Source organism: Paenibacillus sp. FSL F4-0122 (assembly GCF_038002845.1).
Taxonomy (GTDB): Bacteria; Bacillota; Bacilli; order Paenibacillales; family Paenibacillaceae; genus Paenibacillus_AQ; species Paenibacillus_AQ odorifer.
Genome location: NZ_JBBODI010000001.1, coordinates 48,503 through 75,023 on the forward strand (window position 1 = coordinate 48,503; position 26,521 = coordinate 75,023).

Sequence of the window (26,521 nt, forward strand, 5' to 3'; positions counted from 1 at the left end):
GCAACAACTCACGGTCCCGTCCCAAAACCTCCAATCTTCCAGCCGTTAGCGTGTTTGGTCAACACTGCAAAGCGAGTTTCCCGGCCATCTGGGGTATTAAAGACAGGATTTAGTGATTTCATATACAGATCGACCACAATATTTAACGTTGTGCGATCGCCGATGTCTTTGATTTCAGAGCCAGTATCATAATCCATCACTTTATAAGAGGTAGGCTTAGCCTCAACAATACTTTCACTGAGAGCATTTTCACCACCAAAACCCGGGTTATAGAGTTGATGTGCTTGACGGTTAACCGTCAATGCAGTGAGTAAGGCATTAGGATTCAAACATGCGCGGGCACGGGTATGATTACCGTCCTGAATAGCCTGAAAAAAAGCATCCAGCAGCTCGAAATGGTCTAATGAGGCTAAGTCACCATTCTCACCTTCCTCATCAAACAAACCTTCTCTCTCCGTCCACTCCTCAAATGTAAGTCCTGTAATGTCGGTCAAGCTACGCTTCTTAATAGACGGGCCGATACTTTGAATATTAAATTCCAGCCACGCACCAACGGTATTCCCTGATTGCACAAGCAAAACGAGATTCGAGGGATAAGAAAATTCTTTTTGTTCGCCAGAACCAGGTAAACCATCGACTAAGGAATACCGCTGTACCTCTACCGTGGCACCCTTCAGGAGGGTCAAATCCAATCCGGCATCTTTAGAGAACTCATTCGCTAATCGCCAGTAAAGTCCCACTGGATACTCCCCCAGCTTAACCTCCCAGTTCTGTGGTACCTCAACTGCAAATGTATCCGGATGGTTCTGAACTTTATAATCCAGTGTTAGCAAAAAGTCTTCGGGAACCTGTGGTACAGACGTTGAAGCTATAGAGCCAGAAGGCTCCACACCAATGGAGTTCTCCCCTTGATTACAACCTGAATTTAAGAGCACAAGAAAACAAATCGTTACCATCGTTATGAACTGCCGCTGGGTCATCTAATTCCCGCCTCTCTAATCACTCCTCTATATTTAGACTGAGGAATATTATACAAAGTTGCGGGAAACTGGAAATTATTAAAATCATTTTATACGCATAGGACCCTGTAGTTTGGGATTGGCGTTGATTTTACCTGCTTATGCGGCATAAATCGCTTGTTGCTTCACTCTAGGACTCTCGTCCACCTTTTGACACTTGATAACTTCGGGAGCATAATAAGCTTCGGCATATTGCAACGGATTTCCATGAAATACAGGTATATGCAGGACCTTGGTGTAATTGCATCAGAGAGGATGATAACGAGTGAAAAAAGATTTTGATATAAAAAACAAACCCTTCCTAGTCTTTAGCTTCGTCCTGCTGCTAAAATGCGCAGTGGCCTGGTTCGTAGTTTTTAGCGACGGTCCTAACTGGAGCATGCTGCTGACAGAGATCCCATTTTTCTTTATCGTATTTGGACTTATTGAATGGATGGCTTCCAAACGAAAATTTCTGTATTACATGATAGCCAACCTATTGATTTCAGTCATATATTTCGCCGTCCTAATGTATTACAAATATTACGGTGTAATTGCTACTTATCATGCCTTGGAACAAGCAGATAAAGTAACTAAGGTGGGAGAAAGCACATACTCGTTGCTGGACCCTTACTATTTGTTCATTTTTGTGGATATTGTAGTGTTCATGTTTTTTATGTTCCGTCCGAAATATATTGCGATCTGGAAAGAAAGAGGTATGAACCGCCGCATGAACCGGACCGCTTTGTTTGGGATCATCAGTGTTTCCTTAGCAGTTTGTGTCTTTAATGTTTGGCCGAATCATGCCAGTATGAACGAGAACAAAAAAGCGGAGAGTATGGGGATTCTTAATTACGAGGTCTATACTATTTTTGCCGATACAAGGGAAACAGAAGAAATAATCGACAGCAAAGAAATCACGCAACCATCCATTAACGAGACCAAAGGAATTACAGAGCCTGTCTCACCGAAGTACTGGGCGGCAGCTCAAGGTAAAAATCTAATCGTGGTACAAATGGAATCTTTTCAGAACTTTTTGCTGGACCTGAGCATTGACGGACAGGAAGTAACACCCAATCTAAATAAGCTTTTGAAAAGCGAACATTATTTCAATAACTTCTATACTAATGCCGGGCAAGGAACAACTTCGGATGCTGAATTTGTGGTGAATACTTCGTTGTACGTTCCTCATCACGAGGTAGCCACTTCATCCAATTATATGGATAAGGCGCTTCCGAGCCTGCCTAAGCTGATGAAAGCTAATGGATATAATACAGCAACCTTTCACACCAATAGCGTAGAATTCTGGAACCGCAAAACTCTATACAAAGTCCTAGACTTTGATAAGTATTACGATCAAGCGTTCTATGGGGATGGTGATCATATCGCATTCGGTGCTTCTGATGAGGTACTCTATGCCAAGACTGTGCCTGAATTAGTCAAAATGGATGCTAAAGATGATCCTTTTTATGCAATGGTCATTTCTATGAGTGCTCATCACCCTTATAAAATGCCAGAGTCAAAAAATAAAATGACGCTGCCTAAACGGTATGAAGGTACCCTAGTTGGCAACTATATTCTAGCTCAAAATTACGCAGATTATGCAATGGGACAATTTCTGGATCAATTAAAGTCCAGTGGTCTATGGGATGATAGCGTCATTGTCTTTTACGGGGACCATCAGGGTGTATCGCTATATTCCCTTGATGGCAACGAGAAATCGTTAATGGAAGAAATGGTCGGTCACGAATATAGTTATACCGATATGTTCAACGTTCCTTTCATCGTACATGCGCCAGGGGTAGGTCAACCTACGGTCTACAGCCAAACTGGCGGCCAGATCGACATTATGCCAACTGTAGCTAACCTGTTAGGGATTTCAATGAAAGATCAGCTCTACTTCGGAGAAGATCTGATGAACCAACAGACCAACATGCTCCCTGTCAGACACTTTTTGCCTACCGGCTCTTTCATTAATGACACAAGCATGTATTTGACTGGTGTCGATTACGATGATGGAGACAACTTTAATCTAATCGATGGCTCTGAAACAGAGGGCGGTTCGACAAAAGAACAATTTGACGCCGTTCAGCGGCTTCTAAATATGTCTAACAGCTACATTCAACAACTGCCGGATTTACCATCTACGGATAATGCAGAGTAACTATAAAAAGAATGCCCCTCAGCCAAATAGCTGAGGGGCATTCTTGTATTATTTTATAAGTATCTAAAACTTAATTAAGCTTCAACATCCTATCAATAATCACTGCTGCTTGAGCACGGTTGGCAATGTTTTTAGGACCGAAGGTATCCGCAGTCAGACCTTGCACAATACCTTCCTGAGTTAGTAATGCCACCGCTTCTTTACCGTAAGCAGCGATTGTTGCCTGGTCTTTAAAGTTAGCCAAAGCGGCATTTGTATCACTTACCGACTTGCCTTTAAATTTCTTAAGTGCATTGGATACAATGATTGCCATTTCCTCGCGTGTAATCGCACGGTTAGGATCAAACCTTCCATTGCCTACACCGTTAATCAATCCGTTCTTGACCCCGGATGCAATGTATCCGTAAGACCAGTCAGAAGCTTTCACGTCACTGAAGGCAGCGGTTGATTTCACATCAAGCAGATCAAAAGCTCGCACGATCATGGTAATAAACTCGGCACGCGTCACCTCTTTAAGCGGAGCAAAGGAATTATCGCTCACTCCTTGCAGGATCCCTTTTGCCGCCAGCTCTTGAATTGCCGATACTGCCCACGCCACCTTACCTAGATCCGTGAAGTTAGAACCTATTGGGTTTGGTGTTGCAGACGGCTGCACAGTTGGAGTTGGAGCTGGCGTTGGTGTTGCAGACGGCTGCACGGTCGGTGCAGGTGTTGATGTTACAGATGGCTGCCACGGTGTCGAAGGTGTTGTTGGCTCTGGTTCATTCACCCCGTTATCCATACCATCCTCTTTAGTCGCCGCTGGAGCAGCAGCATAGATTGAATTGGCAAGCAATCTGAATTGATTTTGCGGATGATATTTATTCATCAGATCATTCGCAAATAACGTCACATGGATGTTGTCTGTATTGTAAGTAAGCGCCAATACTTGGTCTTGTGCAGCCTCGTTATTCGGCCACCAGCCTGCTTTGAAAAAGTCAGCTCCTGATCCGTATTTCGCCAAGATCTCTGCGCCTTCAGGCACTTTTGTAATATAAGCCGCGGAAACTGTGTAGAGGTATTCGCTATCGGCATAAGGCGCTGTAATTACATTGTCCTGAGAGACCTCAGCCTTAAACAATCCCTCATGAGCATCTTCTTTACCATCCTTATTGACCGGAGTTGAATAGTCCAGTCCAGGGAGGACCTTAAGCCCTTTAACAGTTTTTAGCATCGTTCTTCCATAACCGATAAACGGTTTACCTGTAGCAATCAGATTCGTTCCCGAATTGATTAGAACATCTGCTGCCACTGTATCCGTAGTTACGTTAAACCCAAGATCCTTCAGCATAAATGCAGTCGCTCCTGCAATAGCTACCTTAGGAGCCTTAAGCAATTTACCCGTTCTGTTCTCTGCAGCACTAAACGGCACAATATCCAGCAGATATTTAGACGATACCGTTCTAAGATTGGATCTGGAAACAAGGAAACTTCCCTTCTCGTAACCTGTACCCCCATTCTCCAGCAGTGTCACTGCCTTATGGTTGGCTAGCAGCTCATTCACAGCTTTTATCGCATCATTGTTGCTGTTTTTAATCACATAATTTTGCTCGAACGGAGATTGATCCAGATTCGTACTAGGGATCGTTACACCGCTAACCTCTTCTGTCTTCCCAGTGAATGCTCCTACAGAACGGCTAATATATCGGTCAAAACCACGCATAGCCGAGAAATTCTGTACCGTATCGGAATACATCTCATTAAAATCCGAGACATCTAGTCCATCATACAAGACAAGATTCGCATAACCTCTTTTGGCTTGATGCATATTCACCACATAGGTTCCAGCCGGATAGACTACAGAATCTACAGTTACACTGGCTGTTGTCCGTTCTACTTTCACATTGTTACGCAGTAGGTACTGAACCATTTTGTAGGTTTCCAGATCATTTTTTTGCAAATCTTTTGCAACCGGAAGAATGTAATACTCAGGGAAGAAATTCGTATTCTCATCTACCCCTGGACGTCCAATAGACTCATTCTGTGCATTGATTAGATAATCTTTAACAGCAGCATTAGTATTCTCATTTTGGATACCCCGTTTGAAGATTTCCAATTGATTCAGGAACAGTTCCTGCTTGTTGTTGATCACATAATCGGTGGCCCCCAAAGCCGCATAATAAAAGGCATCCAGTGAATCTTCATTCAATTCAGGCACTTCAATGGTATGCCCAAGTGCTCCTTGATGCATGGCATATACAGCTGTGTAGGCTGGCGAAGCATCATCCCAACCTGTTGCATTCGTTCCTTTATAGTTCGGATCCTGTTGTGTTTTTTCGTATTCTTCATAAGGGATATGGTAGGAATCATATTTTGTATTAGCAATCCCCGCCTTACCCATGGCATTTGCTTGCTCAAGCATACTTGGCATTACAAGATCATATTCAATGTTAGGATCATGAGGTGGTGTGCAAGGCTCAATCAAGAAGCCACTTACAAATCCATGCATGTCCAAAAAGGTAAGCGGCGTCCACTTAGCAATTTGTGCAGTTACCGCTTGTGTCTCAGGTTGGGTCTGGTAAGAGTTGTCCCGATTTGGATCAAGCAGCGTTGAAGTTTGACGCGTGTTTAACGCGCGACCGTCAGGATTCTCTACATAATCAAGCAGGAAAATCACATGGTCAAGCGCTTCGTCGATGTTCAGAACTACCTTTTTCGGATTTCCATTCTCATCAGTGGTATCATAGGTGACAATTTGCTGTGTCATCAGCGTATCCAAAAACTTAATGATTACATCGACACCATTGGCTTCATCGGCATGAATGTTATTTAACCAAATAGGTACCTTATAATTCTGCAGATCCCCGTCGTTAATTTTCTTTTGCAGGGCTTCAGGATCATTCATCATAAGCGGTAAGGTCTCGTTCAAATATTGATCTACTGAGGACTTATCCTTAGCAACAATAGAGAAATGAATGGCACGACCTTGAGTTGAGGTCCCAATTTGCTGATACTCTACATATCGATCATATTTATTATTGCTTTCAGCAGTAATCCTATCGATCGCAGGTTTAATCTCATCATATGTATGATAGGTTTCATATGGATTTAGTTTGACTTGCTGCTCTACCAGCACATCTCCAGCAGGTAATGTCCCGATTAGATTATAAATTCCCACTCGTTTGACGTACTCTGCACGTATACCCGTTAGTGAGAGATTCTCTCCGTACAGCAAATCAAAATGAATTAAAGCCTTTACTTTTGAACCTGAGATCGGCTCATATGTCACTGTTACGAAAGGATTACCTGAATAATCTTTCGCATCTTTATTCCATTTTTTCCACTCTGCCAGCGGCTTCATCTCTTCCGCCGTTCTGCCAAAATTCCAGATGATATCTTGAGGCGATGCCCCATCAGGAAGATCTAAAGTCAATTCTAATGTTCTAGCTTCCGTCATAGAAGCTTTGTATACTTCTGTGGAAACTGTCGCCGCTATTTGTTCATAGACAGCAGTCGCTACCGTAGTTTGTTCTGAAGAAAGCACCGCTGGATCAGCTGTGTTCTCCGTAGAAACCGGAGCAACAACCGCCTGCGGGTTAATTTCGGTTGCAACTTCACCTGCATATGCAGCTGGAAGCAGACCCGACATCATAAGTGTAAAAGCTAGTAATAAAGATAGTATTCTCTTGGACATTTTTTACCTCCTATAATTTTGTCTACTTTCACCCCAAATTGAATGAATATACACTTATATGAATCTGTATTCATAACATAATATAGTATTCTATTAATTTTGGGAACAAAAATAATAGAAAAAATAATATTTTTATACGACTTGCCTAGGTAAGCGTATTCATTTTGTGCAAGAGTCCTACACTACCGCAATCGAGTAGGAGGGGGCGGCTAGCCCCCGACCTCTCACACCACCGTACGTACCGTTCGATATACGGCGGTTCATGAAATATTCCGTAAGGAGTTGTATCTGTCCAATACACTCTTTAATCCATTGGCTTCCCAATATTGGTTATTCAATGCATGTTGTAGAATTGGACTCCCTGCAATTCGCCAATACCCTTTTCGGGTATTTCCCCACTCATAGGCTTTATCCTTAGGTACCCCTAAGGATATAAGTCTTTTGACTTTGGTTCTAGGGGTCTTCCACTGCTTCCAGAGGCACATTCGTAGCCTTCTTCGTATCCATTTATCCATATCTCGAAAGGTACTTGGGGTATCCGCCAGCGAGAAATAACCGCACCATCCCATGAGGTAGTGGTTTAGTTCCTTGATTCGCTCTTCCATCTTCATCGATCTCTTTCGAGAGGATATCTCCTGTATTCGAACCTTGACTCTCTGTAAGGACTGCTTCGCAATTCTCACCTTTGGTTCTTTGTCCACACTAAAACTAAATCCTAGAAACTTTCGTTTCCAGGGACGGTCTACCGCGCTCTTTACTTGGTTCACCTTCAGCTTTAGCCTCGTCTCGATGAATCGGGTGACCGTTGTCTTGACTCTCTCTCCTGCTCTTAGCGTTTTCACGTAAATATTGCAATCATCCGCATAACGAACGAAGCGGTGCCCACGTTTCTCGAGTTCTTTGTCGAGCTCATCTAGGACAATGTTAGATAATAACGGACTCAGTGGACCGCCTTGCGGGGCACCTTCCGTTGTCGGGGTTACTAACCCGTTCTCCATCACACCTGACTGAAGATATTTGCGGATAAGCAGGAGAACTTTCTTGTCCTCCACTTTCTCCGAAATCTTCATCATCAGTCGGTCATGGTTGACGCGATCAAAGAATTTCTCCAAGTCTAGGTCGACTACGAATCGATATCCTTCTTTCATAAAGGTTCGAGCTTTCCTCACCGCATCATGCCCTCGTCTTTTCGGACGGAATCCATAGCTATGGTCGGAAAACTCTGGATCAAACAATGGAGTTAACACCTGCGCGATTGCTTGTTGAATCATTCGATCTGTCACGGTAGGTATTCCTAGTAACCTAACACCTCCGCCACCGGGTTTCGGGATTTCGACTCGGCGCACGGGGCTCGGTTCATAGGTTCCTTCTTCTATGGCATGCCGCAAGGTCTGCCAGTTTTGTACGATGTGTTCTCGTAAGGATTTTACGGACATCCCATCTACGCCATGACTTCCTTTATTCGCTTCAACACGCTTTAAGGCTTGCAGAAGATTTTCCCGTGATAGCAGTTGCTCCAACATTTTTTTTTAACCTCTCTTTACGTGATTTATACCTTCCATTTGTGCCAAAGATGAACTCCGCCCTGCTGAAGACCCCCACGGGATTCACCGTTTCCTTCTTCAGTCAGGTCCTTTCGGATTTTTTTTTTTTTTTTTTTTTTTTTTTTTTTTTCTGCATTCATCGCTCATCTTGAACGCCTGGATGTATAAATCCTATTCCATGTTCAGCCCTTCCGCAGCTGTTGCAACAGCTTGCGTACTATGGCGTCTGCTGACTTCTGTGCACTCAGCCTACTCTCACAAGTAGGGTTACGAAGTATACTCGCCTATCACACAGATCTCCCCAGGTAAGAACGCTATCTTCCTCTCCATCTATCTGCTTCATTTACTCTCGTACGCCTTTGGCAGTATGGACTTTGGTTTGTTGTGCAACCTCATCCAGCCTACGTTAGCCTTGTATGAAGTTCGTATTCCTCAGACCGGAGATTTGCCGCTGGCTTCCTTCAGATTCCACCTCGCGGTGGACACCCTTGCCTTAAGCTAATGGCTACTACTGCCTTCGCCATTCGGGACTTCAACCCTATAGATAGCGCCCATGCTGGGCGCACACAAAAAAAGCGCCCGGATAACCGGGCGCTTTGAATTACAATAATATATTAAACTGTTTCTGGAAAAGAAGCTTCACTTAACTCTTGTGCAGGTACAAGTTCACTGCTCCCCTCTTGCTCTACAGGTGCGTTAACCAGCATATACACACGGGACTCGTAAGGCCGTAATGCGACAGTCTCAATCGGCTCCGCAGGATCAACCTCATAGTTATGCAAGAGCAACTCACTAGTATCAAACTCCAATTCAAATGGAAGGTCAAACAGCGCTTCCTCTGCTGTCAGGTTAGACATGACCAGCAGTTTTTCATTTCCAAGCGTCCTAGTATAAGCATAAATACGTTCATCTTCAGGCAAAATGAGATCATAAGTCCCGTAAACAGTAACGGGATTAGCAGCCCGAAGAGCGATAAGCTTTTTGTAATGATGATAGATGGAATAAGGGTCCTGCTTCGCCCGCTCCACATTGATTTCCGTATAATTCGGATTCACCTTCATCCATGGCTTGCCGCTGCTGAAACCAGCGTTTTCAGAGTCGCTCCATTGCATTGGTGTTCTAGAGTTGTCTCGACCGTTCTTCCAGATTACCTCCATGACTTCCTCATGTGATTTACCGGCTTCAGTCTCCAAACGATACAAGTTCTTCATCGCCACATCATCGTAATCATCCATTGATTCAAATCTTACATTGGTCATCCCAATTTCTTGACCTTGATAAATAAATGGTGTTCCCTGCATCAGGAAATACATCGTAGCCAACGATTTAGCTGACTCTTTCCAATACTGGCCATCATTTCCCCAAGTAGAAACTGAACGCGGCTGGTCGTGATTTTCGATGAACAATGCGTTCCAGCCTCTGCCCTCAAGACCTTTTTGCCAACGGGAGAGAGCTGATTTTAGCTGCAGAACATCCAATCCACCTGTCACACTCTTATTCCAAAGAGCTAAATGCTCGAATTGAAAAATCATATTAAATTTGCCCTGCTCTTCACCCACCCACGACTCCGCCTGATCAACATTTACACCACTCGCTTCGCCAACCGTCATGATGTCATATCGGTCAAACGTCTCCTGCTTGAGCTCCTGCAAGAAATCGTGAATCCCTTCACGGTTCATGTGACCATCGCCAGACGGAACATACGGAAGATTCTGTGGATTCGGCAGATCGGGATGTCCGGTGATTTTTTTAATATGTGAAATGGCATCCACCCGGAAGCCGTCGATTCCTTTGTCCAGCCACCAGTTGACCATGCTATACAATTCACGGCGCACCTCAGGATTCTCCCAGTTGAGGTCTGGCTGTCTTTTGGAAAATACATGCATAAAATATTGCTCTGTGGCGGGATCAAGCTCCCAAATCGAACCGCTGAAAATACTCTCCCAGTTATTCGGCTCCTCCCCGTCCTTAGGATCACTCCAAATATAATAATCCCGCTTCGGATTATCCTTGCTTGAACGTGCTTCAACAAACCATGGATGTTCGTCCGAAGTATGATTAATCACTAGATCCAGAATCAGCTTCATGCCTCGTGCATGAACCTCGTGCAGCAGCTGATCAAAGTCGGCCATGCTGCCGAACTCCGCCATAATATCCTGATAATCCGAAATATCATAACCATTATCATCATTTGGGGATTTATAAATAGGACAGATCCAAATGACATTGATGCCAAGCTCCTGCAAATAATCAAGTTTAGAAATGACTCCTTGCAGATCCCCTACACCATCACCATTGCTGTCCATAAAGCTCCGTGGGTAAATTTGATACGCCGTGGCTTCTTTCCACCATGTTCTGTTCAATGCATGCAGCTCCTTCGTATTCATATACCCTTCACAGGAAAATATTTTCCCGAAATTCATTAAAATTAATAATTTAGTTATTGTTTTTAGCAAAAATTCAACTTTATCGTTCAAAAAAAGCTTTTTTCAAGGAAATAATTTTCCTACAGCGATCATTATAGGACCTTTTATTTCCTAGGTCAACAACAATCTTTTGGATTCTTGAAGCTATCCGTGATATGCTTGCGAGAGTTGAAACACCAAGTGAATCATATGGAAAGTTATGGTGATCTTCTTGAAGGTAAAGATAAAAGATATAGCCCAAATGGCGAACGTTTCGATCTCTACGGTGTCCAGGGTAATCAATAACAGCAAACCAGTAAACGAAGATGTCCGTAAACGAGTACTGGAAGCTATTAAACAAACCAACTACCGTCCGAATGTCATCGGCCTTGAAACGGACAAAGCTAATACACAGCTGATCGGTGTGATCATTCCGCAGAATAGCAACACTGTACTGGATGACTTCAATGTTGGTATTCGCGATCTTGCGGATTTGTATGGATACGACATTATGGTCGGATTAACGGACGGCAGTGCAGAAAGTGAACAACACTATTTGAAGATGTTCCAGCGTATTGGGACGGAAGGAAATATATTTGTGGGTTCAATTCCAAACCATGAACATCTGGAGATCATCCGCAGCTCAAATACACCTTGCGTGCTTGTCGGGCAACAATCGCAGGTGGATATGATTCCTTCCGTTCATCTGGACAATATAACTGCCTCCTATGAAGCTGTTACTTATCTGATTCAAAAAGGTCATCGCAAAATCGCTATGATTCGCGGCTCGGGAGATAATGCGGTGGGTGGGGATCGGTATAAAGGCTATCTACAAGCCCTTATGGATGCAGGTATAACCTTAAGGAAAGAATGGGTAGTAGAAAGTGCGATGGCCGTCGAAGATGGGAGCGACGCCATGCGCCGAATTATGGATAGCGGGGAGTTACCTACTGCGGTGTTTTGCTCCACAGATTGGATGGCAGTTGGAGCCATGAATTATTTAACCGATAACGGTCTACGGGTGCCAGCTGATGTCGCCGTGTTCGGTTTTGATAACAGCTTCATTGCCTCTATCGTTCGACCTAAGCTTTCCTCGGTTGAATACTCTGGAACGGAGATTGGGATGACCGCCACCCGAACCTTAATCAAGCTGATTAAAGGGGAGACCGTTGTGCCGCATCATGCAAATGTGGCTCATTATTTGGCTATTCGGGAAAGTACGGGTTAGGAGCTGTGGAGCTCCTAACCCTTTTTTATACAGATGATGTTGTTGATGTTATTGTGTGAACCCTACTTTGGCTCGTTCACGCGTTTTGGTATCTAGAGAGATAGAACAGATCGAGCTGATTGGAATATAAAACTCTTCAAAATCCGTCCGATATTTGACGAAATTTTCACTTACCGTTTCCAGCACTCCTTTTGTAGCGTTGGAGCCATCCACAAAATAGATTGTTACCTCTTTTCCCTGCAAAACCTCCAGCATAGCCTTCTTCACTCCTTCGTCTTAGAGATTTGTGATGACCTTATCGATAATTCCGTATTCAACCGCCTCCTCGGCTGACATGAAATAATCTCGATCCATATCTTGCAGTACCTTCTCTACCGTCTGCCCAGTTCGGTCCGCTGTAATTTGCACAAGCACTTCCCTTGCCTTCAAAATACGTTTGGCACTGATCGCAATGTCACTAGCTTGCCCCTGCGCCCCACCATGCGGCTGATGAATCATAATCTCGCTATTCGGCAAGGCATAACGTTTCCCTTTGGCCCCAGCCAATAACAACAAAGAACCAAAAGAAGCCGCCATTCCTGTACAAATGGTATTCACCGGAGGCTTAATAAGCTGCATCGTGTCATAAATACTGAAGCCTGCGGTGATAGAGCCACCTGGACAATTGATATACATGTGTATATCTTTATCCGGATCTTCTGCTGATAAAAACAATAACTGGGCAACAATACTGTTAGCCAGCTGATCCTCAATTTCCGCACCTACGAACACTATCCGGTCCTTCAACAGCCGCGAATAAATATCGTAAGATCTTTCACCTTGATTCGTTTGTTCGACTACATAAGGAACGTACGCCATCCGTATTCGACCTCCATCTGTTTTAGAGTTTTGAAATCTACCCTGTAAACGGATTAATATGGGGATAGGATACGTTAGGCGTGAGAATTTTTATTTTTTAAAATTGCGTATCTTAATTTCCTGCTCATTCGTTTATTATTAGAAGTAATCGAAATCACCTTACTGGAAAAGGAGTTATGCAGAGTGATCATCCTTGAGAAGCTTAGCACCGGAGATGAGCCGGATGAAAGTAACAGCAGGTCTTTGCAGATAGCTCTGAAGCGATATTGTCTTGCATTGACACAATCCCCGTGGGATGCCGATGATTTAGCTCAGGATACATGGGTCAAGGCTCTAGGTTATATGAAGACTTCGAACTCAACGAGCGCAAATAATGGGAACAGTCCAATGAATGAAGTTAAACAAAATAAAGAAACCATTGAAAATGATAAGGCTAATGGAGCAAATGGAGCTAATGAAAAACTTGAAACTAATCAAACTAATCAAATGAACTATACGTTTTCTAAGGCTGCAACGTCTGCTAAGGCTGTAACGCCATCTAAGACTGCACCATCTGCAAAATCTGCAATGCATTCTACGATTCCTACAAATTCTACTCATCATACAAGTTCTACAAATCACCCAAATCCTGAGGCATTGCTTTTTCGGATTGCCCGAAACACATGGATTGATATCATGCGGCGAAAAGCCACCTTGTCACGAGTGTTGGAGCTGGATCAGTCCCCCACTGAAGCCTCTGCGGAGTATGGTTCATTTGAGATTGAAGCTGCTTTTCAAGCACTACAGGAGCATTTATCTCCGCTGCAGCAGGCGGTATTCCTGCTTCGAGATGTGTTGGGACACTCTGCAATGGAAGCTGCCGAGATTCTCGATACCACAGAAGGGGCAATAAAAGCCGCTCTGCACCGAGCCCGGCAAGCCCTTCCTCTCGTAAGACAAGAGCTGCTTCAGGCCGATGGTCCTTCCTTACCACAGGACACAGCCATGCAGATTGTCTTGAGCCGCCTTGCAGCCGCGTATGAACATGGGGAAATTGCCGAGCTGATCGAGCTTGTATTTGCGGACGAAAGTCAGGAACCTGTAATGGCGGTATCGAGCCAAAGCTTGCAAGGCTTCCAGACCTTCCAAGCTGGTGGATTCAGTTCAAACAGCTGGAATTATACCACGCCAGGAATGTGTATGGTGGCGTAGTTTTTCGTTAAGCTCGATTTCGGGCAGCTAAGTGTCTCGTTACGTTAAAAACGAACAGATATAATTGTGATTAGTGTGCTTAATGTGTAATTAACATTTGGGCTGTTTGTGGTAACTAGCTACAAACGTTGCATATTGTACAACAGAATCCGCCGTCCTAGCCGCAAAAATTGAATCTGCTGCAATCTCTGCAATAGATTCTGGTGAAAAGCTAGTTTAATGCCACTTGATCATCCATTGATTGTATAGAGTGCAATAGGATCAAATTTTCTCCACTCTAATACGAATTCTATTGCACGAAGTACAATCAAACTAACTCTTTCCCGTTAGTCCAATTTGTATCACTCAAAACTCAATATATTGCTGCTGATCTGGCTGATCCCGCCGCTTCTCTACAATGAATCAGAAGCTTCACATAAACCAATAAACAGTCATTTTAATAACCATTAATAGCAATCAAGGAGTGAGGTTGATGAGGAGGATTCTTATTTTAGGCGGCACACGCTTTTTTGGGAAACGTTTGGTCGAGCGTCTGCTTGAGGATTCTAAGAACGAAGTAACCATATTAACGCGCGGGGAAACAAGCGACCCTTTTGGCGATCTCGTTCACCGGATACAGGTGGATCGGTCTCAACCGGAGGCCTTCGCTCAAGCATTAGGTGATACGAGTTGGGATGTAGTCTACGATAATATTTGTTTTTCACCTGATGAAGCGGATCAGGCGCGCCGTATTTTTGACGGCAAAACCACACGTTACATACTGACTTCAAGTTTATCTGTTTATGATTTCAGTGAGCAAGCGCTGACGGAAGAGGTGTTCGATCCTGAAACGCACCCTATTCGTTATGGAGGACGAAATGACTTCACCTATCAGGAGGGGAAAAGACTGGCGGAAGCCGTCCTTATCCAACAAGCTAACTTCCCTGTAGCCGCTGTCCGCTTTCCGATTGTTCTGGGAACTGACGATTATACACGAAGACTCCATTTTCATATTGAACATGTACGTAATAAACTGCCCATCGGGATTCCGAATCCAGATGCAAATATTTGTTTTATCCGTTCGGACGAAGCCGCTAATTTTCTGTATTGGCTCGGCAACTCGACGGTGACGGGTCCTCTCAACGCTTGCTCAGACGGTACGGTTAGTATTAAGGAGCTTATCTCGCTGATTGAAAAAGAGACCAGAAAACAAGCCGTCATTCAAAGCGAAACAGCGGATGCGCATAATTCTCCATTCGGGATCACACAATCCTGGTTTATGGATACAGCTAAAGCTCAATCGGAGGGATACAAGTTTCTCACTCTAAGCGACTGGCTCCCAGAGTTAGTTAGCACCCTAAATCAAACTTACGAGGACTAATTATATTTCTACATAAAAAAGCTGGCTCCTTCGTGGATACTCCCACGAAGGAGCCAGCTTCTTTATGCAACAAAACACAATTATGCGTTGAGTTAATTGCACTCTATACAACTATTTTCAGGTATGTGCACTCCCACCTGGTTTTAGTTGTATTTCATGCAATTATATCCCCACCAAACCACCGTTATCGTCATTTCGCCTCGAAATAACTGCACTAAATACAACTAAACCCTAATCAAGCTAAATACAAACCTTTTTAGTTGTATAAAATACACTTAAAAACAAAACGGCAGATAGAACCTCACTAAGCGCTAAACTTTAGCCTCTCATCTCTAAACTCTATTCTATAAACTCTAATCTCTGGACTCTACTCCCTACTCCCTACTCCCTACTCCCTACTCCCTACTCCCTACTCCCTACTCCCTACTCCCTACTCCCTACTCCCTACTCCCTACTCCCTACTCTATTCTCTATTTTCTATTCTCTATTCCACCTTACGCTACGAATGCCAATTCCCGCTGAGCTACGCAGAGATTGTCAGATAAGACCCCTCTTTAGAAGCGTCTGCATTTGGTGTACCACCATCATTTGGTGTACCACCATCATTTGGAGTACCGCTATCATCTGGAGGATCGCCAGCACCTAATGTATCATCTCCTAATGCGTCTCCTAATGTGTCCCCAGCTTCTGGAGTGCCAGCATGCTTTGTATCCCTGTCCCCTTCATATCTGACCCCATCGTCCCCATCCGAATCAATCTTAAAAATGTTGATTTCTTTAAATAAATTCTGCGAAATTTCATTAATCTCAATGGCTTGACGGGCTATATCACGGATAGCATGATCCTGCTGTACGCTGGAGGCGTTCACCTCTTGCACCCCTGCTGCAGTTTCCTCGGCGATGGCCGCGACGGCATGCACAGACTCTGCGAGTCTACGGTTCATAGTCTGAGTCATATCCACTTTGTCGTGAATTTGCCCAATCTGTTTACTAATCTCCACAATAGATTGATCAATCGCTTCGAAAGAGGACAACGTTTCGGCCACTTTATGATCCTGTTCCTCAAGATTTCCTTTGGTCACCAGCATATATTGCTGGAATTCATCCATCCCGGATTGCAGCTCGCTAATAATCTGACTGATATGTACGGAGGACTCTTTGGTCTGCACAGATAATTGTCTTACTTCATCAGCGATGACAGCGAACCCTTTTCCGTAGGCACCCGCGCGGGCTGCTTCAATTGCTGCGTTAAGTGAGAGGATATTGGTCTGATTAGAAATATCTGTTATGGATTTAGTGATGCGCGAGATGTCCTTTGATTGATCACTCAGTTTGGTTAAAGCCAGATATACTTTATTAACAGATTCTCGCGAATGCTCAGACACCTCCCGGAGGGCGATGACGGATTCAGATCCTTTACGAGTATTGTGATTAGCCGTTTGACTGGTAGCCAGCATAACCTCGGTATACTCCGTGATCTCATTCACTTCACGTTCCAGCTCCTGAATCAGGCCAGCGCTCTGCTCGGATTGTCCTGCCTGCTGTTCTGCGCCTACCGAAATTTCCTGTATAGTGCTTACGATATCTTGATTCGTATGCGCCGTTATAGATGAAGATTCTTGAAAAGAATGCGAATAAGTTGCCAGCGAAGAGGCTACTGACTGGGTATGCTGAAGCATTTCCCGGACCCGCTCCACCATATGATCAAAATGATGACTCAAACTGCCCAACTCATCGTTGTAAGGTGAGTTAATCTGCTGACGCAAATCTCCTTCTGCAATTTTTCGCAGAGCCACTTGCAGTTTATGGATAGGATTCAGGAAGGAACGTATGAGCATAACCGCAATCACTAATGTGAAAATAAACACTAGCACAGCTGCGTAAGCAACTATAGAGGTGGTTAGATTAAGCAGATCAAAAGAATAATCCTGTGCTTTTTCTGCATTCTCTGCTGCTGCCGTATACAAATGTTCATTAGTCACTAGCATGACTTCACTCAACGCTGTAGCCTTCGTATGTAATTCATCGATTTGTTCCAGCACACTCATGGGATCAAGCTGCTCGTCTTCTATGGTCTTTACCAATTCGTCAAAATATCCCGTATATTCCCCAATCTGACTATGTAATTGTTCTAACTCTTTAAATGCCGGCGAATCTGCCGCAAAATCCACCGTCGCCAACTCTTTAGTCAGTTTTGTTTGCTTGTCCTTAAAGGGTTGGACGAACTCCAAATCACTCGAACCCGCTAACGAAGATTCTACCGCATTCATTTCCTGCAGCAGCTGCGTAATTAATGACACGGTAATTCGTTTTTCCATCTCAGCTTTTTGCGTTTCCATAGAAATCTCCACTTGGCTGATTTTATGGTTTTGATAAAACGCTACTCCCAAAAAGAAAAGAACAACGGCGGAAAAACTCAAAATCAACTTCCATTTCATAGTTAGATGCATAGACCTAGCTTTCAACAATATCATCCTCCGTATAAAGCCTCATATTGCAATAGGTACATTCTACCAATATCTTGATTGTAGAAGCTGGACGTTAAATACTGGACAATGTTTTGTATGAGAAATGTAAATTATCTCGAATACCCAATCATTAATTCTCCTTGCAATTGACGTAACGTTAAATGCTAAAATAATCCACATAAGGCGCCTTATCAAACTATGAAATGGGAGTTGTCTATGAGCGGATTTGTTACCATTGATAAGCTTTCTGCGCAATTCGGACTGACGAGTCGGACTCTGCGTCACTGGGAAGCACAAGGATTGTTTGAAAGTAAGCGGGACAGCAGCTCTGGCTGGCGGATTTATGATGAGAAAGCAATACTCGCCATTCGGGTTACCTCATTATTAAGAAAGCTGGATATTAGCATCAAGGATATTGGAACCGTGCTTAAAAATATGTCCGTTCAGTCCATGTACGAAGCGCTCAGCCAGCAAGCGGCTTCTATTCACAATCAAAAAACAGAACTAACAAATAGAGAAGGTGAAATCCATCTCTTTTTACAGTGGATATCCGCCCATCTCGAGGAACCCATTACAAATCAATTATTATCTGAACTAAACGAAAAGTCATGCAGTCCATCGGATGGTATGACTAAAACTGAGGAGGTTATATCTATGCCAACTATTAATCACTCTACCCCTATTCATGTAAGATTCATTACTCTCCCAGCTATGAGATTTGCCTACAATGTTGCGGTTAGTACCTCTCCAGAAGATGAAGCTATGATCCCAGTTAATGAATGGCTGGAAGCTAGTCAACTATTAGGCACAGCACGGCTGTTTGGCGGCAATACGAACCCGCATCCAAGTGGTGAGAATAAACCTTACGGATATGGATTCTGTGCCTCAATACCGGAAAATGTGAAGATACCAGCTCATCTAAAGGAAATGCGGCTCGACGGCGGCCTCTATGCTCTGACAGAAAGCACTGATGATATCTATGGTTCATGGCAAGCCCTAATGGGGTATCTGGATAATCATCCTGATTATCAAGCGGATCACGACTCCAGATTATGTCTGGAGGAGCATATCCGCAACGATAGTCCCAAAGGTAGCGGAAATGAGTATGCCCTAAATCTACTCGAACCTGTAAAAAAGAGAGTTCACGCGCTTACGTAAACGAGCGAGCCATAGATAAACGTTTCTAATCTTTTAAAAAACAAAACGCTCTCTTCTGCTTATTCAGGCAGACGGAGAGCGTTTTGTTGTACATTGCTTCTATTGATTTATTCCCTACGCAGACACTGCTGGAGTAATTTTCACAAAAATAAATCGTGTAAGCGGCCCAACTAAAATGATTTGCAGTGGAAGTGCAAAAATAAAATTTTTACCTATGGCAGACAGATAAGCTCTTGGTAGTTCAGCAGAAAATCCAACATGGAGAACTGTGCCATAGAAGGACATGAACAATACCATTCCGGTCACCATAAAAAAGGATATGAACATGATTTTTTTGATCATCGGATCATTTTCTTTAACCAGCTTATGCGCGATCCCCTTCGCAACCTTGCCTACAACAAATACATCTAGAATGAGTGCAACTATAAATGCAGGCAAGTAGCCGACAATCACATCCTTAACTAACGTGCCTGACCAACCCTCCATTAGTGCTACATTGTAAATACTCATACCCAGCACCATCAAAAAACACATGATGAACGTAAATAAAAATGCTTCTTTTTTGTTTCTTCCCATCTTCAAGCTCCTTTTATCTCTATATTGTCAACTTGGATTACAATAACACAAATTCTCAAATCAAGTCAACCAAGTTGACAATATTCGCAAATGTCTTATACTGGGGTAAACGAGCCATGATTTAGGAGTGTTCTAATGAATAAGCAGCTGCAAAAAATGAACCTGATCGATTTACTCAGTGAGAAGCATCTAGCTTTACGTAAAATAGTGACAGACAAAGACCCGGATCAAATTAATAAGACCGAATCCCACATTCTTGCAGTTCTTGAGGCCCGAGAAATGTTATCGATCTCAGAAATCAGTAGAATAATTCATATTTCAAGACAGGGCACGCATAAAAGCATTCAAGGCATGTTATCCCGTGGTTATGTCGAAGCCGTTGAAGTCGAAGGAAATCAGCGTGACAAAAATATTGTCCTCACTCCAAAGGGAATAGAATGCAATAACAGAATGATGATCACCAAAATTGAATTAGAGCAGCAGATCGCTGCCAAGCTAGGAGTAACAAATGTAGAGCTTCTTAAATCTTTGCTAAAAGAAGATTGGCTCTAATCTCCAGCAAAAAAAGACGCAGAGTTGTCTACTCTGCGTCTTTAAAAAGATTGAATTATTTTCCGGGAAATTGTCGTTAATTAGCTTTCAAAGCACTGTTTGCCGCGCTCTCTCCACCTAGACGACCTGAGGTAAAGGAATAACCAATTCCAACCCCATTGCCAACATAGGTATCGTTGAATAATACGCCTTCCGATTCAAGCCCTACAGCAAACAATCCTTTTACTGGTGTACGTTTATCATTTAGCACTTGGAACTTAGTGTTTACCAGCAAGCCACCTACAGAACCCAAGTTGTTGATTTCAGCGACGATGGCATAATATGGTCCTTCTTCGCCCATTGGCTCTAAATAATCAGCAGCTTTACCAAATTCAGTATCCACACCAGTTTTTGTAGCTTCTTTATAACTATTGTAATTTTCTACAAACACATCAACATCCATACCTGCATTTGTTGCTAATTCTTCGATTGTATTTCCTTTGAAGCCATCTCCGTTTTCTACCATAGAATCAAAGACCTTTTCTGCATTTACCCATGGATTCTCTAACGTGAAATGATCTGCAAATTCGGCATAAAATTCTGGTGGCATTCCTGGCAGGCTTGGTGCGTTAACACCTTTCATCCCCTTGGACTGAAGAGCAGCCAATTGTGATTTTGATACGATAACCATATGATAAGCACCATTAAATGCACTCGTATTAGCTGCTGCGACCGATGTTAATGTAGCTGCTTCATCTCTGAAACGTGCTCCGGAAGAACTGACATTCATGAAGTTAGGCAGATATGTCAACATGAGCGGATAACTTGCTTCAAAAGGCTCATATTGTGCTTTTAGTCCTTGTGTTGCTCTGGCTAATGTTTGGTGCAGCATCTGTCCACCGAAGTTATCAGGAACCTTGGCTCCTGCTTCCCAAGCCATCTTCAGACCTTCCCCAACGTTCTGACCTAGTCCTCCGTTAACCCCTTCAAAGCCAAAAGCTTCTTTAACCATTTCCGAATTTGCGGCATAACCGCCTGTTGCCATTACGACACTTTTTGCTGTGATTTCAAGAGTAGTCCCGTCTGATTTCTCAGCCACAATACCTGTAACTTCTCCTGCTTCATTGGTAATCAGCTTTTTGGCAGTGGTTTCCGTGATCACTTGTCCACCCTTTTGTTCAACCGATTCAGCCAACATTTTCCGAAGGGTCTCTTCACGGGTTTCATAAGCTGGCAGTACATGCAGCTGCTCTCCGAAGAAGTTCAGGAAGCTGGTTTTATACCCTTTTTCTGCTAACCAATCATAAGTTTCACCGGATTTCGTTACGTATTGTCTAATCGCTGCAGCGTCAACTCTCCAGTGATTGTTGACAATCCAATCGGCAATTTCTTTTTCCACATTTACTTTAAGATTATTGTCAGTAGCTGCGGAAGAATTATAGAACTTACCAGCCCAGGATAGATTACTTGCTCCCCCGATAACTCCTGTTTTTTCGATAATAATAACCTTGGCACCTTTATCAGCAGCGGTTACCGCTGCGGACACACCAGATGCACCGGCGCCTACTACCACTACGTCTGATTCAAGCTTTTCCGTTTTACCTTCACCCGCTTTTTGCACGCCACCGGCTTTGAGGACTTCCAGATTTCCTCCACCTTTGGTTACGGCATCTTCAACGGCCGCGAGCATTGCTTCACTGGAAAGACTCGCACCACTAACAGCATCTACTGCCAAGGTTTGTCCTTCCAGAATTTGATCTTTTATTTTTTCAAGTGCACTATCGCCTAGACCACCCGTTTCTGACTGGCTTACGATCTTGATATCTTTAATTTTATCTGGCTCATCCATAGTGACTTCTACTTTAATCACGCCTTCTTTGCCTTCCGCTTCCCCAGCGAATGTACCGGCTTTAAAAGATGATGATGACGAATTTGCCGACTCCCCATTTCCTTTGCATCCGCTCAGCATGGAAACGATCAGCACCATACAAAAAGTTAACATGAGCATTTTCTTGGTGAAATTTCTGTTGCGCATTCTCTTCTCCCCCAGTATCTAATATCTTATAGCTCGCCAATAACGTGATATTTTTCACATTCATATCTATACATATCTACCGAACGTTGCCAAGCTATATACCGAAGTATAAACATTGGTGCAGCACCAAGGTCAATGTCCAATTCTTGTCCAAAAAGAAAAAACACCCGCTCTCAGAGCAGGTGTTTATAGAAATACACTTATAGAATTGGGATATTCACTTCCAAATACGAGCGGTTATTGCCTTCTATTTTTTCAGTAAGCATTAATTTACCCACCACATCACCCGCTATAGTATATCCATTTGCTTCGATGTAATCTATCATAAACTGCAAGGATTTCTTCGTGATATAATGTCCATCCGTAGATAACATGATAGCAGAGATACAGGTACTCGGGCTAATGTACTCTACATATTCATCGATATCCATCGCAAATTTCTGCACTTCCTCCTCTGGTAAGGTAAGCCCCCAGCTATAGTCAAAGTTATTATCACCGGATAACACCCCCGCGTCCTCAATCTTAAAAGAATAAAACGCATAAGGAAGCCTATCCATCCAAGTGTTGACGAGGCTTTTTACGATATCATTTTTTAATAATGCATTTTTATCCGTTTGCTTAAGCCTGTACATGCCTGGCAGCTGTTTAAGTTTACATATATATAGTGAGGACTCTATTTCCTTAAGCTCTTTATGAATTTCATTCATCTTGTTTAGCAGCATCGTCTTTTGCTTAATCTCTTCTTCTAAACTCTGCCGAGACTGCTGCATCATTCCCATAACTTGCTCAATAGAGGACTCCTTCATCAAAAGTGCCACTTCGGGCAATGGAATTTCCATACTGCGATACCATCTGCTCATTAACAGATCCCTTGCATCTAAATCATTAAAATATCTATAATTATTGCTGTTATCTTTTGTAGGCCTAACAATATCATGTTTCTCGTATAATCTCAGCGTATCCGCAGTTACCCCGAGAATGGAAGCAAATTCACCTATGCAATACTTCACCTGAAGTCCCTCCATTCATTTCATGCATACCCTACCACACTAAATGATAAAGAGAAAGACGCTGTTAGGATATGAAGTAACTCATTTCATACTCAGGGTGTACATGCTAACTACGCTAGTGCAAGTAAGTGAACTAACATAAATCCAACTAGAGATAACATGACCGAGCCTATAAGTCCCGCTGCAAAAGACTTCATTCCAAGCCGTCTAAATGCCGCCAAATCAACGTTTAACCCAAGCCCTGCCATCGCCATAGCGATTAACATATAAGCAATCGTAACGATTCCATTGGCTACTGATGCGGAGACGATCCCTAACGAATTCACACCACTGACGACTAGAAATCCTAGAATAAACCAAGGGATTGGAATGCTTTTCCACGAAGCTTTAGCCGCTCCACCTTGCACTTTTCTTTCTTCACGATTGGACCAAATCCCAATTAAAATAGCCACTGGCACAAGTAAGGCCACCCGGGTCAATTTAACGATGACCGCCATATCAACGGCAGCATTTCCACCAGCATCCGCAGCCGCGATAACGTGAGCAATTTCATGTAAAGTCGCTCCTGAGAATACCCCATAACCTAAATCTGATAAGCCGAGAAAAGGATATAAAAATGTGTACAGCAGTGTAAATATTGTGCCTAATATAGCTACTATAGCTGCACCAATGGCAGTTTCGTCATCTTTGGCTTTTATCTGTGGAGCGATGGCAACCACCGCTGCCGCACCGCAAATCGCAGTTCCGCAGGCAGTTAAGATACTGAGGCGCTTATCTACTTTGAACAGTCGAGCCAGTCCGTATACAACGGAGATCGCAAATATAATGACGATGACTGCCAAAAGAAATACCCGGGGTCCTGCAGCAACGATATCCATTAGATTAAGCCGCATACCGAGCAGGATAATCCCTAGACGAAGCAGTTTTTTACTGGAAAAATCGGTGCCATGTGTGATGCTATTTGGCACTCCTATCGTAGCTCGCCAAATAATCCCGATTAAGATGGCAATGACCAATTGCCCCATAATAGATAGGAATGGAAAACCCGCTAAAAATTTCGCCAATAATGCGATAACTAAGGTTAGCCCTATCCCTAATGCAAACCCAACCTTTTTGTTGTGATCTGGTTGATACAAACCTTCTGATTGACCCATGTCGTATACACTCCTTGATGAATCTCTAGATGATGCTGTATAAATACATCCCATGCTCAACAATAATACGACATCGCTCGGAAGTTAAATACCAATATCCTATCCGTAAAATTAGGAATACTTATGCTTAATTTTAGACAAAAAAAGCTCCTTCGAGTGAAACATAAATGCCGTAGCATCTGCCTCACCAAAGGAGCAATTATAATCGTTAGTGATATTTAAGCTTCCAGCTTCTGTAGTCGAGTCCCTTTTGGAAGTACAGAAGTTATATATTCGTGTACTGGATGTTGCCCTTCCTCTTCCGCAAGTACAGTTACAATTCCTTGATCTGTACCGGTTCGAATCAGCCGCCCCATCCCTTGTTTGAGTCTTAACAGCATGTAAGGCAAATCCACATCTTCAAAAGGAGTGGAGGTTTCCGCCCGTTTTGCCATAAACACTGGATCAAGCGGAGGATACGGCAACGACCATATGATCACATTAGATAATGAAGGTCCAGGGATGTCCAGCCCTTCCCATAAGGTGACCGCACATAACACGCTATGCTCATCCCGTTGGAATGCCGAAATCAAATAGCTGATTTCTTGATCCCCTTCATATAAAAATGAATATGAACTGCTTTCCGGTCGTAACGAGTTAAGCTGCTTGAACTGCAGAAGCTCTTCACGAGTACGGAACAATAGCAGTGCTCTACCTTCAGTCCGCTGAATAAGCTTCAGGGAAATTTCCATTTTCTCAGCAAAATCCCCACTCTGAAGCTCTGGCACATAGACATTCATCTGGTGCTCATAGTCATAAGGTGAGTCTACAGAGAAGGATAAAAAATCTTGTATCCCAAGACTGTCCTTCAAGTATTGGAATGATTTATCCACAGACAATGTAGCCGATGAGAATACGATTGGCATTTTTTGCGTGAACAGGCTGTCTTGAAGTACCTCTTTGACATTTCGTGGCATGACCGACAGCGTTAGACCATCGCTTTCTTCTGTCGCCCAGCAGATTAAAGCCCCTGAATCCTCAAACAATCGCAAAGCGATCTCTATGGTCTCCAAACGTTCCTCCACAATTCGGAGTTGGTATTCATCAATCGTGTAGAGTCCGCTTTCGAATACTAATTCTTCTTCGATAGCAGCAATTACACTCCGCATCCGGTGTACCTCACGAATCAATGAAGCATTCAGCTCAATGCTTTTCCGATCTGATCCAGGTATGTTTCGGCATTGACGGCGAATCGCTTTGAACATTTGCTCACTTTGCATGATCGCTTCATCAATCAGAACGGCCAGCGTTTCACGAATCTCGTTCTGTAGCAGGCGAGAAATCAATTCTTCAAAGACGACATGCTTCATCTTATAGCCAAGCGCCTTCATGGCCGCTGATTCTAATAAATGTCCTTCATCGAATACAACCGCACAGTGATCCGGAAGCAAAGGGATTTGCCCTTCCCGCTTACGCGCTTCATAGGTCCAAATATGCTCCATGTAATAATCGTGGGAACAAATGATCAGATCACTTGATTTCCGGTAATGATCACGGGACAAGGTCTGCCCGCAGCGGTGACGCATATCGCAAGTAAAGCAGTCCTGAAACGTATCCCAGTTAATTTTGTTCCATTGTTCGTCATTCAGATCAGGGTAATCTCTGCGGTCTCCATAAGCATGGAATTGCTGCATCGGTGCATGTGAATGTACAAAATCAGGTAATGTACTGTACAAGCTCTCCAGTGGTAAGCTTTCATCATCATGGTTCCGAGCCTGATCCAGCTTTTTCAGACACATATATTTATCCGGAGATTTCGCTAGTCTGGCATCAATATTCATGTTCAGATGCTTCGCAAGCTTGGCGATATCGCCTTCCGGTTTCACAAGCTGCTCAATCAAGGACTCGTCCGCACATGCAATAATCGCAGGTTTGCCCATATAACGCGCGTAACAAATGCTATACAACAAATACACTAATGTCTTGCCTGTTCCGACCCCTGCCTCAGAAAAAATCGTCTTTTTCTCGGCAAAAGCTCGCTCTACCTGAAAGGCCATGTATATCTGTTCATCACGTACTTCAAATCCAGCCTCAGGAAGAATTTCATAGAATACATCTCCGACCCATTCCCCTACTTGCTCCATAAAAGGTTTGGTCCGATCATATTCAAAAGGATACTGTTTCGCCAAC

Annotated in this window: 18 protein-coding genes; 6 read left to right on the forward strand and 12 right to left on the reverse strand. The window is 43.4% G+C overall.

Annotated features, from left to right (window positions below):
• Nucleotides 1-8: 8 nt before the first annotated feature.
• On the reverse strand, nt 9-980 hold the full coding sequence (locus tag MHH49_RS00225) for a DUF4830 domain-containing protein (protein WP_036679308.1): 972 nt from the start codon (nt 978-980) through the stop codon (nt 9-11).
• A gap of 304 nt (nt 981-1,284) precedes the next feature.
• Between MHH49_RS00225 and MHH49_RS00230 the strand changes: the two genes are divergently transcribed.
• Nucleotides 1,285-3,162 (forward strand): LTA synthase family protein, encoded by a 1,878-nt coding sequence (locus MHH49_RS00230; RefSeq protein WP_076098477.1) that lies wholly within the window; start codon nt 1,285-1,287, stop codon nt 3,160-3,162.
• Between the two features lie 70 nt (nt 3,163-3,232).
• On the opposite strand, the gene MHH49_RS00235 is transcribed toward MHH49_RS00230, so the two are convergent.
• The 3 genes from MHH49_RS00235 to MHH49_RS00245 all read right to left on the reverse strand — a co-directional run bounded on the left by MHH49_RS00235 (nt 3,233) and on the right by MHH49_RS00245 (nt 10,742).
• The gene (locus MHH49_RS00235; RefSeq protein WP_052096929.1) at nt 3,233-6,835 is read right to left on the reverse strand and encodes a M14 family metallopeptidase; all 3,603 of its coding nucleotides are present in this window, start codon (nt 6,833-6,835) and stop codon (nt 3,233-3,235) included.
• Nucleotides 6,836-7,095: 260 nt separating this feature from the next.
• A complete protein-coding gene (gene ltrA / locus MHH49_RS00240; protein ID WP_036681916.1) occupies nt 7,096-8,358 on the reverse strand; it encodes a group II intron reverse transcriptase/maturase in 1,263 nt (420 codons plus the stop codon).
• A gap of 635 nt (nt 8,359-8,993) precedes the next feature.
• Nucleotides 8,994-10,742, reverse strand: a complete 1,749-nt coding sequence (locus tag MHH49_RS00245; RefSeq protein WP_081382356.1) for a glycoside hydrolase family 13 protein — start codon at nt 10,740-10,742, stop codon at nt 8,994-8,996.
• Nucleotides 10,743-11,016: 274 nt separating this feature from the next.
• Here MHH49_RS00245 and MHH49_RS00250 point away from each other — a divergent pair, with 274 nt between their 5' ends.
• A complete protein-coding gene (locus MHH49_RS00250; protein ID WP_256717790.1) occupies nt 11,017-12,012 on the forward strand; it encodes a LacI family DNA-binding transcriptional regulator in 996 nt (331 codons plus the stop codon).
• A 48-nt stretch (nt 12,013-12,060) separates the two neighbouring features.
• Here the strand turns inward: MHH49_RS00250 and MHH49_RS00255 are convergent, their stop codons facing one another.
• Entirely contained in the window at nt 12,061-12,267 is a 207-nt protein-coding gene (locus MHH49_RS00255; RefSeq protein ID WP_036679303.1) for a hypothetical protein, read from the reverse strand.
• Nucleotides 12,268-12,288: 21 nt separating this feature from the next.
• Nucleotides 12,289-12,870, reverse strand: coding sequence for an ATP-dependent Clp endopeptidase proteolytic subunit ClpP (clpP, locus tag MHH49_RS00260; RefSeq protein WP_076098479.1), 582 nt, complete (start codon nt 12,868-12,870; stop codon nt 12,289-12,291).
• Between the two features lie 183 nt (nt 12,871-13,053).
• Between clpP and MHH49_RS00265 the strand changes: the two genes are divergently transcribed.
• Nucleotides 13,054-14,061: an RNA polymerase sigma factor gene (locus MHH49_RS00265; RefSeq protein ID WP_076098480.1), complete on the forward strand. Its 1,008-nt coding sequence runs from the start codon at nt 13,054-13,056 to the stop codon at nt 14,059-14,061.
• Between the two features lie 472 nt (nt 14,062-14,533).
• Nucleotides 14,534-15,421, forward strand: a complete 888-nt coding sequence (locus MHH49_RS00270) for an NAD-dependent epimerase/dehydratase family protein (protein ID WP_339811047.1) — start codon at nt 14,534-14,536, stop codon at nt 15,419-15,421.
• 523 nt (nt 15,422-15,944) lie between these two features.
• Here MHH49_RS00270 and MHH49_RS00275 read toward each other — a convergent pair.
• Nucleotides 15,945-17,759 (reverse strand): methyl-accepting chemotaxis protein, encoded by a 1,815-nt coding sequence (locus tag MHH49_RS00275; RefSeq protein WP_339811050.1) that lies wholly within the window; start codon nt 17,757-17,759, stop codon nt 15,945-15,947.
• Between the two features lie 345 nt (nt 17,760-18,104).
• On the opposite strand from MHH49_RS00275, the gene MHH49_RS00280 reads away from it, so the two are divergent.
• Nucleotides 18,105-19,046 carry a MerR family transcriptional regulator gene (locus tag MHH49_RS00280; RefSeq protein WP_076107504.1) on the forward strand — a complete coding sequence of 314 codons (942 nt, stop codon included), beginning with the start codon at nt 18,105-18,107 and terminating at the stop codon, nt 19,044-19,046.
• A gap of 114 nt (nt 19,047-19,160) precedes the next feature.
• Here the strand turns inward: MHH49_RS00280 and MHH49_RS00285 are convergent, their stop codons facing one another.
• A complete protein-coding gene (locus MHH49_RS00285) occupies nt 19,161-19,622 on the reverse strand; it encodes a DUF2798 domain-containing protein (protein ID WP_076273137.1) in 462 nt (153 codons plus the stop codon).
• A 135-nt stretch (nt 19,623-19,757) separates the two neighbouring features.
• Between MHH49_RS00285 and MHH49_RS00290 the strand changes: the two genes are divergently transcribed.
• Nucleotides 19,758-20,174, forward strand: a complete 417-nt coding sequence (locus MHH49_RS00290; protein WP_038569750.1) for a MarR family winged helix-turn-helix transcriptional regulator — start codon at nt 19,758-19,760, stop codon at nt 20,172-20,174.
• 76 nt (nt 20,175-20,250) lie between these two features.
• Here MHH49_RS00290 and MHH49_RS00295 read toward each other — a convergent pair whose 3' ends face one another.
• The 4 genes from MHH49_RS00295 to MHH49_RS00310 form a co-directional block, all read right to left on the reverse strand.
• Nucleotides 20,251-22,188, reverse strand: coding sequence for an FAD-dependent oxidoreductase (locus MHH49_RS00295; protein WP_076317055.1), 1,938 nt, complete (start codon nt 22,186-22,188; stop codon nt 20,251-20,253).
• Between the two features lie 200 nt (nt 22,189-22,388).
• Nucleotides 22,389-23,198 (reverse strand): MerR family transcriptional regulator, encoded by an 810-nt coding sequence (locus MHH49_RS00300; RefSeq protein ID WP_036679284.1) that lies wholly within the window; start codon nt 23,196-23,198, stop codon nt 22,389-22,391.
• Between the two features lie 110 nt (nt 23,199-23,308).
• Complete coding sequence (locus tag MHH49_RS00305) at nt 23,309-24,352, reverse strand: YeiH family protein (RefSeq protein WP_038569746.1); 1,044 nt, start codon at nt 24,350-24,352, stop codon at nt 23,309-23,311.
• Nucleotides 24,353-24,570: 218 nt separating this feature from the next.
• Nucleotides 24,571-26,475 carry an ATP-dependent DNA helicase gene (locus MHH49_RS00310; protein ID WP_370510916.1) on the reverse strand — a complete coding sequence of 635 codons (1,905 nt, stop codon included), beginning with the start codon at nt 26,473-26,475 and terminating at the stop codon, nt 24,571-24,573.
• Nucleotides 26,476-26,521: the final 46 nt, after the last annotated feature.

Excerpts from the sequence above, each read along its gene's own strand:
- MHH49_RS00255 (WP_036679303.1), bottom strand. The coding sequence starts at position 12,267 with ATGCTGGAGGTTTTGCAGGGAAAAGAGGTAACAATCTATTTTGTGGAT.
- MHH49_RS00225 (WP_036679308.1), bottom strand. The coding sequence starts at position 980 with ATGACCCAGCGGCAGTTCATAACGATGGTAACGATTTGTTTTCTTGTG.
- MHH49_RS00285 (WP_076273137.1), bottom strand. The coding sequence starts at position 19,622 with ATGGGAAGAAACAAAAAAGAAGCATTTTTATTTACGTTCATCATGTGT.
- MHH49_RS00280 (WP_076107504.1), top strand. The coding sequence starts at position 18,105 with ATGAGCGGATTTGTTACCATTGATAAGCTTTCTGCGCAATTCGGACTG.
- MHH49_RS00305 (WP_038569746.1), bottom strand. The coding sequence starts at position 24,352 with ATGGGTCAATCAGAAGGTTTGTATCAACCAGATCACAACAAAAAGGTT.
- MHH49_RS00275 (WP_339811050.1), bottom strand. The coding sequence starts at position 17,759 with ATGGAAACGCAAAAAGCTGAGATGGAAAAACGAATTACCGTGTCATTA.
- MHH49_RS00310 (WP_370510916.1), bottom strand. The coding sequence starts at position 26,475 with ATGGAGCAAGTAGGGGAATGGGTCGGAGATGTATTCTATGAAATTCTT.
- clpP (WP_076098479.1), bottom strand. The coding sequence starts at position 12,870 with ATGGCGTACGTTCCTTATGTAGTCGAACAAACGAATCAAGGTGAAAGA.
- ltrA (WP_036681916.1), bottom strand. The coding sequence starts at position 8,358 with ATGTTGGAGCAACTGCTATCACGGGAAAATCTTCTGCAAGCCTTAAAG.
- MHH49_RS00290 (WP_038569750.1), top strand. The coding sequence starts at position 19,758 with ATGAATAAGCAGCTGCAAAAAATGAACCTGATCGATTTACTCAGTGAG.
- MHH49_RS00270 (WP_339811047.1), top strand. The coding sequence starts at position 14,534 with ATGAGGAGGATTCTTATTTTAGGCGGCACACGCTTTTTTGGGAAACGT.
- MHH49_RS00295 (WP_076317055.1), bottom strand. The coding sequence starts at position 22,188 with ATGCGCAACAGAAATTTCACCAAGAAAATGCTCATGTTAACTTTTTGT.
- MHH49_RS00235 (WP_052096929.1), bottom strand. The coding sequence starts at position 6,835 with ATGTCCAAGAGAATACTATCTTTATTACTAGCTTTTACACTTATGATG.